Here is a 13,947-nt window from a genome sequence, read left to right on the forward strand (position 1 = left end):
GCCACCTCCATCACACTCGCCCGGTCTCCGTCGACCCGGGATCGACGGGGCTCCGGCGGGACGCCGGTATGCCGCGCGACGATGCCCGAGAGGCTAGGCGCATCTCGGCTGAATTGCCAACGGAGCGGTCGAAAGGGTTGATGTCCGTCACGGGACGGCTGCCGGGCCGTTGGGTTCCCACGCGGATCTCCTTCGATCATCCATGTGACGCCTGAGGCGGGTGCCGGGTTGACGTATTTGTCATCCCTTTAGTGCTCCCGCCATGAGGCCCCGCATGAAGAACCGCCCGAGCAGCAGATACACCAGGAGTGTCGGCAGCGACGCCAGCAGCGCCGAGGCCATCTGCTGGTTGTACTGGACGGCGACCGCGCCCGAGCCCGCGGTGTTGTTCAGCATCACCGTGACCGGCCAGCTGTCGGGGGCGCCGAGGAACACCGCGAACAGGAAGTCGTTCCACATCGAGGTGAACTGCCAGATCAGCGTCACCGCGAACGCGGGCGCCGACACCGGCAGCACCACCGACCAGTACGTGCGCAGCATGCCGGCGCCGTCCACGCGGGACGCCTCGATCAGCTCGTCCGGGATCGTGACGTAGTAGTTCCGGAAGATGAGCGTGCAGATCGGGATGCCGTACACGACGTGCGCGAGGACGAGCCCGCGGATCGTGCCCGCCAGCTCCATGTCCGTCAGCAGCCCCGCCAGCGGGATCATGACCGCCTGGTAGGGGATGAACATGCCGAACAGGAACAGCGTGAACACGACGTCCGCGCCCGGGAACCGCCACTTGGACAGCACGTAGCCGTTCAGCGAGCCCAGCACCGCCGAGATCACCGAACCGGTCACGGCGATCTTGACGCTGTTCTCCAGGCCGGGCCTCAGCGCGTCCCAGGCCGCGCCCCAGCCGGAGGTGCTCCAGTGGCTCGGCAGGCTCCACGCGCTGCTCGGGTCGGCCTCGTCCAGCGGCTTGAAGCTCGTGACCACCAGCACGTAGACCGGGATGAGGAACAGCAGCACGAACGCCAGCAGGACGGCCAGCTTCACCGCCTGCACGGCCCCGGACGAGCGGCGGCCCGGCGCGCCCGCGGCGGTCATCGGGTCCGCTCCGAGCGCACCGACCAGACCAGGTACGGGATCACCAGCACCGCGACCGCGACCAGCATGTAGGTGGCGATGGTGGCGCCGTTGGCCGGGTCGTGCCGGTCGAAGATCTCCACGTAGGTGGCGATGGCCGGCACGTAGGTGATGATCTGCTTGCCCGCGATCGCCATGATCAGGTCGAACACCTTCAGCGAGATGTGCCCGAGGATGATCAGCGCGGACAGCGTCACCGGGCGGAGCTGCGGGAACACCACGTACCGGTACACCTTCCACTCGGACGCGCCGTCCACCCGCGCCGCCTCCCGCAGATCCTCCGGGACGCTGCGGAACCCGGCCAGGTACAGGGCCATGACGTACCCGGACATCTGCCAGACGGCGGGGAGGGCCATCGCCGCCATGCCCCAGTCCGGGTTCTGCCACCAGTCGTTCGCCAGGAACCCGAGATGCAGCTTGTCGAACAGCTGGTTGAAGCCGACGGCGCGCTCGGGCGGCGCCGGGTTCATCAGCCACCGCCACACGACGCCGCTCGCGATGAACGACACCGCCATCGGGAACAGGTACACGACGCGGAAGCCCGCCTCCGCGCGGATGCCCTTGTCCATGAGGAACGCCAGGAACGCGCCGAGCAGCAGGGCGCCGACGACGAACACGGCCGTGAACAGCAGCGCGTGCTTCACCGCGCCGGGCCAGCTCGGCTGGTCCCACAGGTCGACGAAGTTCTTGCCCTTGTCGAACCCGTACTCGGAGACCTCGTCGTGCTTGCCGCTCAGCGCGACCCGGGTGTTCCAGAACAGCAGCCCGTAGACGAACAGGCCGATCGCGACGATGGACGGCGAGACCAGCAGCAGCCCCGGCAGCCATCGGCGGGCGCGCCTGAGGAACGACGAGCGATGCTCCTCAGACGCGTCCCGGCGACCGGGGTCCGCTGCTTTCAGGCCCTCTTCCGAGGCGGTCACTGTCCGCTGTTCTTGGCCGCGCTCACCAGCCCCTGCTGGAGCTTGGCCACGTCCCGGTTCTGCAGGAACAGGCCGATCGCGGTGTCGATGTCGGTGTGCCACTTGTTGTTGGCGTTCACGCCGTGCCAGAACGAGCCCGCGAGCTTGGTCTGCGGGTTGTTCCACTCCTCGAACGCCGTCTGCAGGTAGCCGGTGTAGAGGCTCTTGTCGGCGTCCTTACGGGCGGGGATGGAGCCCTTCTTCGGGTTGAAGAGGTCCTGCCCCTCCTTGCTGGACACCTCCTTCAGCCACGCCTCCGCGCCCGCGCGGTGCGGCGCGCCCTTGGGCAGGGTGAAGCTGTCCGACAGCCACATGTAGGTGCCCTCGGTGCCCGGCGCCGCCGCGAACTTGAAGTCGGTGTCGAGCTTCTTGCCGAGCCCGTTCGGCGCGGCGCCGACGAAGTACCCGTACGCCCAGTCGCCCATGATGTTGAACGCGGCCTTGTCGTCCACGACGGCCTTCGCGGCGCCCTGCCAGTCGGTGGACGCGGCCTCCAGCGTCGTGTACTTCATGATCTCGCCGAACTCGTTCAGCGCCTTGGCGACCGCCGGGGTGCCCCAGTCCGCGCCCGGCTGCCACAGCGCGTTGTAGGCGTCGGTGCCGAGGCTGCCGAGCAGGACGTTCTCCAGCAGGTGGTCGGCCGTCCACTGCGCGCCGAGCGACAGCGGCACCTTCTTCGTCTTGTCCTTGACGGCCTTCAGCGCGGTGATGAACTCGGGGATCGACGTCGGCGGGCCGGCCACCCCGGCGTCCTTCAGGATGTCGGGGTTGTACCAGAGCACGTTGGACCGGTGGATGTTCACCGGCACCGAGTAGATGTGCCCCTTGTAGGTGATCTGTTCGAGGAGCTGCTGCGGGTAGACCGACTTCAGGTTGTTCTGCTGGTAGAAGTCGTCCAGCGGCTCGATCTGCCCGGCCTTGATGTAGTCGAGCAGCTCCGCGCCCGCGTGGCCCTGGAAGGAGTCCGGCGGCTTGCGGTTCTGCAGCCGGCTCGCCAGGACGGCCTTGGCCTGCGTGCCCGACCCGCCGGCGATGGCCGCGTTGACGAACTTGGTACCGGGATTCTTCTTCTCGAAGTCGGCCTGCATCGCCTGCAGCCCGTCGGCCTCGCCTGGACCGGTCCACCAGGAGAAGACCTCGACCTCGGACTTGTCGTTCTTCGATCCGCCGCCGTCGTCGCCGCCGCAGCCCGACATGGCGAGGGCACCGGTCATCGCCACGGCCGCGAACACCGTCCAGCGGCTCCGGAAAGCACGTACTCGCATCGTCCGTCCCTTCGGTTACCCCGGGGAGGCCAGCGTCCGTTCGGACGTCGCACGGGTCAACACGTGGGACGGAAAAGTGATCAAGAGGTGATGCGCGGCGAAAACGGGCGCCGCGGACCGCCCGGCGGGGCCGCCGGACGGCCTACCAGGGAAGGGCCGGCGGCAGGTCGGCCGGCCCCGCGTCGGGCCAGTCGAGCGGGGCGCCGAGCGGCGCCAGCTCGGCGAGTTGCAGCCGGTACCAGGGCGAGGACTCGGGGCGCCCGGCGAGGTCGAGGCACTCCTGCCACGTCCACCACTCGGCCGACTCGACCTCGTCGGGGTTGCGGCGCAGCGGCCCGCCCGCCGCGACGACGGCGCGCACGACGGGGCACCGCTCGTGCTCGACGGTCCCGTCCGCGGCGACGGCCCGGTACTGGAACCGCGGCAGCACGGACGTCAGCGCCGCCTCCGGCATGCCGAGCTCGTCGCGCAGCCGCCGCAGCACGGCGTCGCGCAGCTTCTCGCCGGGGCCGGGATGGCCGCAGCAGCTGCCCGTCCAGACCCCGGGGAAGGTGCGCTTGTCCAGGGCGCGCTGAGTGATCAGGACACGACCCTCCGTATCCACCACATAGCAGGAAAAAGCCAGATGGTAGGGCGTGTTCTCGTGGTGGCTGGAGCTCTTCGGAGCGGTTCCGACGGCTTCGTCATCCGCGTTGAGCAGCACGATCTCTTCGACGGCCATGCTCTACTCCTACCCCATCCCTGCCGCGGGGGTCAGTCTTTTCGCACCCGCCGCGCGGGCGGGGCGCGGCGCGTCGCGGGCGAACCGGGATTAAACTCGGAACGGCCCGAGCGAGGGGAGACCCGATCCCCGACGGAGGAGTTGAAGCGAGTGAGCCTGCTGGAGTCGATCACAGGTCCCGACGACCTCAAACGACTGGACGCCGGTCAGCTGCCTCGGCTCGCGGAGGAGATCCGCGAGTTCCTCGTCCAGGCGGTCTCCAAGACCGGCGGGCACCTGGGGCCCAACCTGGGCGCGGTCGAGCTGACGATCGCGCTGCACCGCGTCTTCGACTCGCCGCACGACAAGATCCTCTTCGACACGGGGCACCAGTCCTACGTGCACAAGATGCTCACCGGGCGGCACGACTTCGAGCTGCTGCGCAAGCGCGGCGGCCTGTCCGGCTACCCGAGCAGGGCCGAGTCCGAGCACGACATCATCGAGAACTCGCACGCCTCCACCGCCCTGTCGTACGCCGACGGGTTCGCCAAGGCGTTCCAGCTGCGCGGCGAGGACGACCGCGCCGTGGTCGCGGTCGTCGGTGACGGCGCGCTGACCGGCGGCATGTGCTGGGAGGCGCTCAACAACATCGCCGCCGGCGTCGACCGCCCGGTCATCATCGTCGTCAACGACAACGGCCGGTCCTACTCGCCGACCATCGGCGGCCTCGCGTCCCACCTCGCCGACCTGCGCGTCACCCAGGGCTACGAGAACGCCCTCGACCTCATCAAGAAGACGGTGCCGCGCGCGCCCGTCGTCGGCACCGTCGCCTACGAGGCGCTGCACGGCATCAAGAAGGGCCTCAAGGACGTCCTGCAGCCGCAGGCCATGTTCGAGGACCTCGGCATGAAGTACGTCGGCCCGATCGACGGCCACGACGAGGACGCCGTCGAGCGCGCCCTGCGCCGCGCCCGCGGGTTCGGCCGCCCGGTCATCGTGCACTGCATCACCACCAAGGGCCGCGGCTACGCCCCCGCCGAGAACGACACCGAGGACTGCATGCACGGCGGCGGCGCGTTCGACCCCGCCACCGGCAAGTTCGTCACCAAGAAGAGCGGCCCCGCCTGGACGAAGATCTTCGGCGAGGAGATGGTCGCGATCGGCCGGGAGCGCCGCGACGTCGTCGGCGTCACCGCCGCGATGCTCCACCCGACCGGGCTCGCGCCGTTCGCCGAGGCGTTCCCCGACCGCGTCTTCGACGTCGGCATCGCCGAGCAGCACGCCGTCACCTCCGCCACCGGCCTCGCCATGGGCGGGCTCCACCCGGTCGTGGCGGTGTACGCGACGTTCCTGAACCGCGCGTTCGACCAGGTCCTGATGGACGCGGCGCTGCACAGGCAGCCGGTCACGTTCGCGTTGGACCGCTCCGGTGTGACCGGCGACGACGGCGCCAGCCACAACGGCATGTGGGACATGTCGATCCTGCAGATCGTGCCGGGCCTGCGCGTCGCCGTCCCGCGCGACGGGGCGCGGCTGCGCGAACTGCTGCGCGAGTGCGTCGCCGTGTCCGACGGGCCGACCGCGATCCGCTACCCCAAGGGCCCGGCGGCGGCCGACATCGAGGCGATCGGCACGGCCGGCCGGATGGACGTGCTGGCCCGCCACGACGGCTCCAACGGCACCCGCGTCCTGCTGGTCGCGGCGGGCTCGATGGCGACGCCCGCGGTGGAGGCCGCCGCGCTGATCGCCGCGCAGGGCATCGGCGTCACCGTGGTCGACCCGCGCTGGGTGAAGCCGCTCGACCCGGCGCTGCTCGACCTCGCCCGCGACCACGCGCTCGTCGCCGTCGCCGAGGACAACGGCCGCACCGGCGCCGTCGGCGACGCCGTCGCCCGGCTGCTGCGCGACGCCGAGGCCGACGTCCCGATCCGCACGTTCGGCATCCCGCAGGAGTTCCTCGACCACGCCTCGCGCGGCGAGATCCTCGCCGACATCGGCCTGACACCGCAGGCGCTCGCCCGCGACATCACCGAGTCGGTGGCCCGCATCACCTCCACGGAGGCCGAGACCGCCGAGGCGTCGGAGGCGTCCGGGGCGTCCGCGTCCGAGGGGTCGAAGGAGAAGCCCTGACCGGCGGGCGCTAGACCCCGTCGGCCGACAGCAGCTGCCAGAAGTGGGTGATGGACGCGGCGGACGTGCCGAGTTCGCGTCCCGAGTACGTCCATCGCCCGCGCAGCCGCCACGGGCGCCCGGCCCCGTCCTGGACGAACACCTGCAGCGGGAAGCAGGCGTCGTGCGCGCGGATCACGCCGGCGGGGTCGACCGAGGGCGCGAGCCGGGGCTCGCCCTCGCAGCGCACGCCCATGACGGACGTGCGCGGGTCCTGGCGCAGGAGTCCCTGTGTCAGGTCGTACACGAGTACGGACACGTAGTCGGGGCCCAGCCACCTGAGGTCGGGGACCGTCTCGGGTGGGGGGAACCCGTACAGTTCTGGACCGCCGGTCACACGCCGCACCGTAGCGCCCGGGTCACATGCGCGTCACTACTTTCCCGGCGGGAATTCGCGGCGCGGCCGGATGCGGCGGGCGGTCAGTCGCCGCCGCGGCACTCCGACGTCATCGCCTCCCAGCGGGCCAGCTTGACCCGTTCGCCGCGGTCGAGGCTGCGCGCGAGCGCGATCTCGGCGGCGTCGAGCTTCAGCCAGTCGGCGTAGGTGACGACGGGCAGCCCCCGCGACTCCAGCAGCTCCTCGATGGTGTGCTTGCGCTCCGGCTCGGTGCCGGCGAGGTCGGCGAGCAGGTTGCGGACGGTCTCGGCGGCGTCGGACTTGTTGGTGCCGACGACCCCGGACGGCCCGCGCTTGATCCATCCGGCGACGTACTCGCGGGGGACCGGCGCGCCGTCCGGGCCGAGGATCCGGCCGCCGTCGTTCGGGACGACGTGGGAGCGCTCGTCGAACGGGACGCCGGTGAGGGGGACGCTCTGGTAGCCGACCGATCGCAGCACCAGGCCGACCGGCAGCGTCTCGTACTCGCCGGTGCCGGTGACGCGGCCCGACTCGTCCAGCCGGGTCCGCTCCAGCTTCAGGCCCTCGACGCGGCCGGTGCCGATGATCTCGGCGGGCGCGCGCCAGAACCGGACGTCGATGTGGCGGGCGCGGCCGGGGGCGGGCTCGCCCGTCCAGCCGTTGAGGACCTTGACGTTGCCGCCGGTCTTGCGGTCGCTCGCGGCCAGCTCGGCGCTCGCCGGGTCGAGCTCCATGTCCTCGGGGCGGACGTGGATGCTCGCGTTCGGCAGCTCGCCCAGCTCGCGGGCCTCCTTGGTGGTGAACTTCGCCTGCGCGGGCCCGCGCCGCCCGATCATGTGGATCCTCTTGACCCGGCTGCGCGACAGCGCCTCGATGACCTGCTCCGGCACGTCGGTGTCGCGCAGCTCCTCGGCGGTCTTGGCGAGGATGCGGACGACGTCGACGGCGACGTTGCCGACGCCGACCACCGCGACCTCCTCCACCGACAGGTCGAACTCGTGGTCGGCGGCGTCGGGGTGCCCGCAGTACCAGTTGACGAAGTCGGTGGCGGCGATGCTGCCGGGCAGGTCCTCGCCGGGGATCCGCATGTGCCGGTCGACCATGGCGCCGGTCGCGTAGACGACGGCGTCGTAGCAGCCGAGCAGGTCGGCGCGGGTGATGTCGCGGCCCAGCTCGACGCAGCCGAAGAACCGGACGGCCGGGTTCTCCAGGACCCGCTGCAGGTACTTGGCGATCGACTTGATCGACGTGTGGTCGGGCGCGACGCCGTAGCGGACCAGGCCGTACGGGGTCGGCAGCCGGTCGAACACGTCCACCCGGACGTCCCCGTCGGTCTGCTTGACGAGGGCCTCGGCGGCGTAGATCCCCGCCGGGCCGGATCCGATCACCGCGACGAGCACTGGAGAAGCCATGGCCGTCATTGTGCCTACCCGGCGGGCGAAATGACACCGTGACCCCCGTCACGGGCCCGGCGCGTCACGGTTTGCGCGCGACCCCCGCCCACATGGGCACTTCGCGCGGTTCGCCGGTGCCGTCCCCGTCCGGCCGCCATTGCGGCGGTGAGACGAGCCCCGGCTCGACGAGGTCGAGGCCGTCGATCAGCGCCAGGACCTCGTCGCGGTCGCGGGGGCGCGCCTTCTGGACGGCGTTCTCGTTCCACATCCGGAACGCCTCCCGCACCCGCGGGCCGCCGAGTTCGGCGGTGGCGTGGGTGAACGCCAGCCAGCTCCCGGACGGGACGGCGTCGAGCAGCCGCCACAGGATCGCGCGGGCGTCGCCGCCGTCGGTGACGAAGTGCATGAGGCTCATCAGCGTGATGGCGACCGGGCGGTCGAGGTCGAGGGTGGCGGCCGCGTCGGCGAGGATCCGGCCGGGCTCGCGGAGGTCGGCGTCCAGGTAGGCGGTGGCGCCGTTCGGGCCGGAGCTCAGCAGCGCGCGGGCGTGCGCGAGGACGACGGGGTCGTTGTCGGCGTACACGACGCGGGCGCCGGGCAGCACCGCCTGCGCGACCTGGTGGACGTTCGGCTCCGTCGGCAGCCCGGTGCCGATGTCGAGGAACTGGTCGACGCCCTGCTCGGCGAGGAAGGTCACCGAGCGCCGCATGAACGTCCGGTCGGCGCGGACCATCGCGACGACGTGCGGGTTCGCGGCGGCGATCTGATCGCCGAGCTCGCGGTCGACCTCGTAGTTGTCCTTGCCGCCGAGCCAGTGGTCCCAGACCCGGGCCGAGTGCGGCCGGGTGGAGTCGATCCGGTCCGAGAGCTCGCCTGCCATGTGCCGTCACCGTCCGTGCGGGGGGTCGCGGGTCGCCGGTCCCCAAGATCGTAGGGCGGAACGCGGCGGCTTCTCAGGACTTGGCGGAGATTTCCTCCGCGCGGCCGACCCGGCTGTGCCGGTACCCGTAGAGCCCGTAGACGACGACGCCGATCACCATCCAGGCGAGGAACCGCAGCCACGTGTCCACCGGCAGGTTGATCATCACGAACAGGCAGCCGAGCACCGACAGGATCGGGACGAGCGGGACCCACGGCGTGCGGAAGGCGCGGGGCAGGTCGGGGCGGGTGCGGCGCAGCACCACCACGGCGACCGAGACGATGAGGAACGCGAACAGGGTGCCGATGTTGACCAGCTCGGCGAGCTTGGCGAGCGGGATGAACCCGGCGAGCACCGCGACGACGGCCCCCATCATGATCGTCGAGCGGTAGGGGGTGCCGAACCGCGGGTGGACGGCGGAGAGCCACGGCGGCGTGAGGCCGTCCCGTCCCATCGCGAAGAAGATGCGGCTCTGCCCGAGCAGCAGGATCAGCACGACGCTGGTGAGGCCGATGACGGCGCCGACGTCGATGATGGTGGCGAACACCGGGTGCCCGACGGACTTGAACGCGTCGGCGAGCGGCGCGGCGGTGCTCAGCTCGCTGTAGTGCTGCATGCCGGCGACGACGATCGACACGGCGGCGTACAGGACCGCGGTGATGACGAGGGACCCGATGAGCCCGATGGGCACGTCCCGCTGCGGGTGGCGGGCCTCCTCGGCGGCGGTGGCGACGATGTCGAAGCCGATGTAGGCGAAGAAGACGATCGCGATGGCGGCGAAGATGCCGAGCCAGCCGAAGCTGCTCGGCGTGAAGCCGAACAGCACCTGCATCAGCGGCGCGGTGAGGCCGCTCCCCTCGGGCGTCGGCTTGGACGGGGGGATGAAGGGCTCGTAGTTGGAGCGCTTGACGAAGAACAGCCCGGCGAAGATGACCAGCAGCACGATCGACACCTTGACCGCGACGACCACCGCGTTCACCCGCGAGGAGATCTTGATGCCGGCGACGAGCAGCACGGTCACCACGGCCACGAGGGCGATGGCGGGGACGTTCACCGTGCCGCCCTCGCCCGGCGGGGCGGCGAGCGACGCGGGGATCGTGACGCCGATGTCGTCCAGCAGCGAGGCGAAGTAGCCGGACCAGCCGACCGACACCACCGCCGCGCCGAGCGCCATCTCCAGGATGAGGTCCCAGCCGATGATCCAGGCGGGGAACTCCCCGATGGTGGCGTAGGAGAAGGTGTAGGCGGAGCCCGCGACCGGGACGGTGGAGGCGAACTCGGCGTAGCAGAGCGCCGCGAGCCCGCACACGACGGCGGCGAGGATGAACGACAGCGCGACCGCCGGGCCGGCCTTGTCCCGGGCGACCTGCCCGGTGAGCACGAAGATGCCGGTCCCGATGATCACGCCGACGCCGAAGACGGTGAGGTCGAGCGCCGACAGGGCTCGCCGGAGCCGGTGCGCGGGCTCCTCGGTGTCCCGGATCGACTGCTCGACCGACTTCGTGCGCAGCAGGTTCATCCTCGGCACCCTCCGCCTCGCCTCGTGCTCGTCGCGGCCGCGCCGTCCGGCACGGGCGTCCGGTGCGGCCGTTGGCCGTATGCCCATATGTGCGCGGGTTATGATCAGCCGAAACGCGAGCACGCCCGTGACGTGCGGAAATGCCGGAAAAGAGGCGTTCCGAACGCGGCTCGGAACGCCTCTTCCCTCGGGTGCGGCGGGCGCGGCGGGTGCGGGCCGCGGCCGGGTCAGGCGGGCAGCGAGGCGACCCCCGGCTCCAGGAACCGGCGGCCGGTCACCCGCTCGGCGACGCCCGACCGGTCCAGGTACGGGGTGATGCCGCCGAGGTGGAACGGCCAGCCGGCGCCGAGGATCATGCACAGGTCGATGTCCTGCGGGGCCGCGACGACGCCCTCGTCCAGCATGACGCGGATCTCGTCGGCGAGCGCGGCCAGGGCCCGGTCGAGCACCTGCTCCTCGGTGGACGGGCTCGTCCCGCCCGCGAAGATCTCCACGACCTCGGGGTCGAGGGAGAAGTCCGGCCGGTACACGCCGGACTTGCCGGCCGCGACCATCGCCGCGAGGTTGCCCGACAGCGGGAACCGGTCCGGGAACGCGCCGTGCAGGGTCTCGTTGACGTGCAGCGCGATCGCCGGGCCGACCAGCCCCATCAGCACGAACGGCGGCATCGGCAGCCCGAGCGGCGCCGCGGCGCGCTCGGCGACCTCGATCGGCGTGCCCTCGTCCACCGCCTTGACGATCTCGGCGAGCAGCCGCAGCAGGACGCGGTTGACCACGAACGCCGGGGCGTCCTGGACCAGCACGCACGACTTCTTCAGCGCCTTGCCGGTGGCGAACGCGGTGGCGAGCGCGGCGTCGCCGGTCCGCTCGCCCCGGACGATCTCCAGCAGCGGCAGCACCGCGACCGGGTTGAAGAAGTGGAAGCCGACGACCCGCTCGGGGTGCGCCAGCCCGGACGCCATCTCGGTGACCGACAGCGAGGAGGTGTTGGTCGCGAGGACGCACTCGGGGGAGACGTACTCCTCGACCTCGGCGAACACCTTCTGCTTGACCGACATCTCCTCGAACACGGCCTCGATGACGAAGTCGGCGTCGGCGAACGCGTCCTTGGTCAGCGAGCCGGTGATGAGCGACTTGAGGCGGTTCGCCTTGTCGGGGGAGACGCGGCCCTTGCCGAGCAGCTTGTCGATCTCGCCGTGCGCGTAGCCGACGCCCTTGTCCACGCGCTCCTGGTCGAGGTCGGTCAGCACGACCGGCACCTCCAGGCGGCGCGCGAACAGCAGCGCGAGCTGCGAGGCCATCAGGCCCGCGCCGACGACGCCGACCTTGGTGACCGGGCGGGCGAGGGCCTTGTCGGGCGCCCCGGCGGGCCTCTTCGCGCGCTTCTGGGTGAGGTCGAACGCGTACAGGCCGGCGCGCAGCTCGTCGCTCATGATGAGGTCGGCCAGCGCCTCGTCCTCGGCGGCGAAGCCCTCGTCGCGGGTGCGGTCCTTGGCGGCGGCGACGAGGTCGAGCGCGCGCGTGTAGGACGGGGCGGCGCCGTGCAGCTTGCCGTCCACGTTCCAGCGGGCCATCGCGACCGCGTCGTCCCACGCCTTGCCCTTGTCGACCTCGGGCCGGGTGACGGTGATGTCGCCGTTGAGGACGCGGGCCGTCCAGGCGAGCGACTCCTCCAGGAAGTCGGCCGAGTCGAAGAGGGCGTCGGCGATGCCCAGCTCGTACGCCTGGGCGCCCTTCAGCGTCCGGTTCTGCGCGAGCGGGTTCTCGATGACGACCTTGAGCGCCTTCTCCGCGCCGATCAGGTTCGGCAGCAGGTACGTGCCGCCCCAGCCGGGCACCAGGCCGAGGAACGCCTCGGGCAGCGCGAACGCCGGGACGCCGGCGGAGATCGTCCGGTACGTGCAGTGCAGGCCGATCTCGACGCCGCCGCCCATCGCCGCGCCGTTGTAGTAGGCGAACGACGGGACGTCCAGCTCGCCGAGCCGCCGGAACACGTCGTGACCGAGCTTGCCGATGGACCGGGCGTCCTCCCGGTTCGCGATGAGCGGGACGCCCTTCAGGTCGGCGCCGACCGCGAAGATGAACGGCTTGCCGGTGACGCCGACGGCCGCGATGTCGTCGCGCCCGGCGATCTCGTCGATGGCGGCGTTCAGCTCGGCGAGGCCGTTGGGGCCGAACGTGTTGGGCTTGGTGTGGTCGAAGCCGTTGTCCAGTGTGATGAGCGCGAGCGTGCCCGCCGCGTAGGGCAGCGTCACGTCCCGTACGTGCGCGTGCGTCACGACTTCGTCGCTGAAGACTTCCCCAAGAGTGCTCACTTGTTGTCCCCCCAGTTGACGTTCTCCCAGAGGACGGTTCCGCCCATGCCCATGCCCACACACATCGTGGTCAGTCCGTAACGCACGTCCGTACGCTCCTCGAACAGGCGGGCGAGCTGGTTCATCAGCCGGACGCCGGACGAGGCGAGCGGGTGGCCGAGCGCGATCGCGCCGCCCCACGGGTTCACCCTCGGGTCGTCGTCGGCGATCTTGAAGTGCTCCAGGAACGCCAGCACCTGCACGGCGAACGCCTCGTTGATCTCGATGAGGCCGATGTCGTCCATGGTCAGCGCGTTGCGGGCGAGGAGCTTCTCGGTCGCGGGGACGGGCCCGACGCCCATCACCTCCGGCTCCACGCCGGCGAACGAGAAGTCGACCAGGCGCATCTTCGGCGTGAGGCCGAGCTCGCGGGCGACGTCCTCGGCGGCGAGCAGGCACGCGGTGGCGCCGTCGTTCAGCCCGGCGGCGTTCCCGGCCGTGACGTTGCCGTGCACCCGGAACGGGGTCTTGAGCTGGGCGAGGTCGTCCAGCGTGGTGCCGGGACGCGGCGGCTCGTCCTCGGTGGCGAGCCCCCACCCCTTCTCGGCGGAGCGGACCGCGGTCGGCACGAGGTCCGGCTGGATCTTCCCGGCCGCGTACGCGGCGGCGACCTTCTGCTGGCTGCGCACGGCGTAGGCGTCCGCGCGCTCCTTGGTGATGCCGGGGAACCGGTCGTGCAGGTTCTCCGCCGTCGAGCCCATGACCAGGGCGGACGGGTCGACGAGCCGGTCGGCGAGGAAGCGCGGGTTCGGGTCGACGCCCTCGCCCATCGGGTGCCGGCCCATGTGCTCGACGCCGCCGGCGATGGCGACGTCGTAGGAGCCGAACGAGATCCCGGCGCCGGAGGTGGTGACGGCGGTCATCGCGCCCGCGCACATCCGGTCGATCGCGTAGCCGGGGACGCTCTTGGGCAGCCCGGCCAGCACGGCGGCGGACCGCCCGATGGTCAGGCCCTGGTCGCCGGTCTGGGTGGTGGCGGCGATCGCGACCTCGTCCACCCGCTCGGGCGGGAGGGACGGGTTGCGGCGCATCAGCTCGCGGATCGCGCGGACGACCATGTCGTCGGCGCGGGTCTGCGCGTAGAGGCCCTTGGGGCCGGCCTTGCCGAACGGCGTGCGGACGCCGTCGACGAACACGACGTCGCGTGCGGTGCGAGGCACGGGTCGTCCTCCCTGC

11 protein-coding genes are annotated in these 13,947 nt (G+C 71.3%); 1 reads left to right on the forward strand and 10 read right to left on the reverse strand.

Annotated elements, in window-relative coordinates:
• Positions 1-240: 240 nt before the first annotated feature.
• The 4 genes from ACGFI1_RS10645 to idi all read right to left on the reverse strand — a co-directional run bounded on the left by ACGFI1_RS10645 (position 241) and on the right by idi (position 4,079).
• Positions 241-1,092, reverse strand: a complete 852-nt coding sequence (locus tag ACGFI1_RS10645) for a carbohydrate ABC transporter permease (protein WP_386871520.1) — start codon at positions 1,090-1,092, stop codon at positions 241-243.
• A complete protein-coding gene (locus ACGFI1_RS10650) occupies positions 1,089-2,054 on the reverse strand; it encodes a carbohydrate ABC transporter permease (RefSeq protein WP_364547842.1) in 966 nt (321 codons plus the stop codon). The genes ACGFI1_RS10645 and ACGFI1_RS10650 overlap by 4 nt, the downstream gene beginning before the upstream one ends.
• Positions 2,051-3,358: an ABC transporter substrate-binding protein gene (locus ACGFI1_RS10655; RefSeq protein WP_392784648.1), complete on the reverse strand. Its 1,308-nt coding sequence runs from the start codon at positions 3,356-3,358 to the stop codon at positions 2,051-2,053. Before ACGFI1_RS10655 ends, ACGFI1_RS10650 begins: the two co-directional genes overlap by 4 nt.
• A gap of 142 nt (positions 3,359-3,500) precedes the next feature.
• Complete coding sequence (idi, locus tag ACGFI1_RS10660; protein WP_392784650.1) at positions 3,501-4,079, reverse strand: isopentenyl-diphosphate Delta-isomerase; 579 nt, start codon at positions 4,077-4,079, stop codon at positions 3,501-3,503.
• A 150-nt stretch (positions 4,080-4,229) separates the two neighbouring features.
• Between idi and dxs the strand changes: the two genes are divergently transcribed.
• Complete coding sequence (gene dxs / locus ACGFI1_RS10665; protein WP_392784652.1) at positions 4,230-6,188, forward strand: 1-deoxy-D-xylulose-5-phosphate synthase; 1,959 nt, start codon at positions 4,230-4,232, stop codon at positions 6,186-6,188.
• 10 nt (positions 6,189-6,198) lie between these two features.
• Here the strand turns inward: dxs and ACGFI1_RS10670 are convergent, their stop codons facing one another.
• The 6 genes from ACGFI1_RS10670 to ACGFI1_RS10695 form a co-directional block, all read right to left on the reverse strand.
• A complete protein-coding gene (locus ACGFI1_RS10670) occupies positions 6,199-6,564 on the reverse strand; it encodes a hypothetical protein (protein WP_138638220.1) in 366 nt (121 codons plus the stop codon).
• A gap of 83 nt (positions 6,565-6,647) precedes the next feature.
• Complete coding sequence (locus ACGFI1_RS10675) at positions 6,648-8,006, reverse strand: FAD-dependent oxidoreductase (protein WP_386871528.1); 1,359 nt, start codon at positions 8,004-8,006, stop codon at positions 6,648-6,650.
• Positions 8,007-8,061: 55 nt separating this feature from the next.
• On the reverse strand, positions 8,062-8,859 hold the full coding sequence (locus ACGFI1_RS10680) for an SAM-dependent methyltransferase (RefSeq protein WP_392784654.1): 798 nt from the start codon (positions 8,857-8,859) through the stop codon (positions 8,062-8,064).
• Positions 8,860-8,932: 73 nt separating this feature from the next.
• A complete protein-coding gene (locus tag ACGFI1_RS10685; RefSeq protein WP_392784656.1) occupies positions 8,933-10,417 on the reverse strand; it encodes an amino acid permease in 1,485 nt (494 codons plus the stop codon).
• A 227-nt stretch (positions 10,418-10,644) separates the two neighbouring features.
• Complete coding sequence (locus ACGFI1_RS10690) at positions 10,645-12,732, reverse strand: 3-hydroxyacyl-CoA dehydrogenase NAD-binding domain-containing protein (RefSeq protein WP_392784658.1); 2,088 nt, start codon at positions 12,730-12,732, stop codon at positions 10,645-10,647.
• A complete protein-coding gene (locus ACGFI1_RS10695) occupies positions 12,729-13,931 on the reverse strand; it encodes a thiolase family protein (protein ID WP_392784660.1) in 1,203 nt (400 codons plus the stop codon). Before ACGFI1_RS10695 ends, ACGFI1_RS10690 begins: the two co-directional genes overlap by 4 nt.
• Between the last annotated feature and the right edge of the window lie 16 nt (positions 13,932-13,947).

Origin of the sequence: Actinomadura geliboluensis (assembly GCF_043197915.1) — a bacterium.
In the GTDB taxonomy this organism is placed as follows: Bacteria; Actinomycetota; Actinomycetes; order Streptosporangiales; family Streptosporangiaceae; genus Spirillospora; species Spirillospora geliboluensis.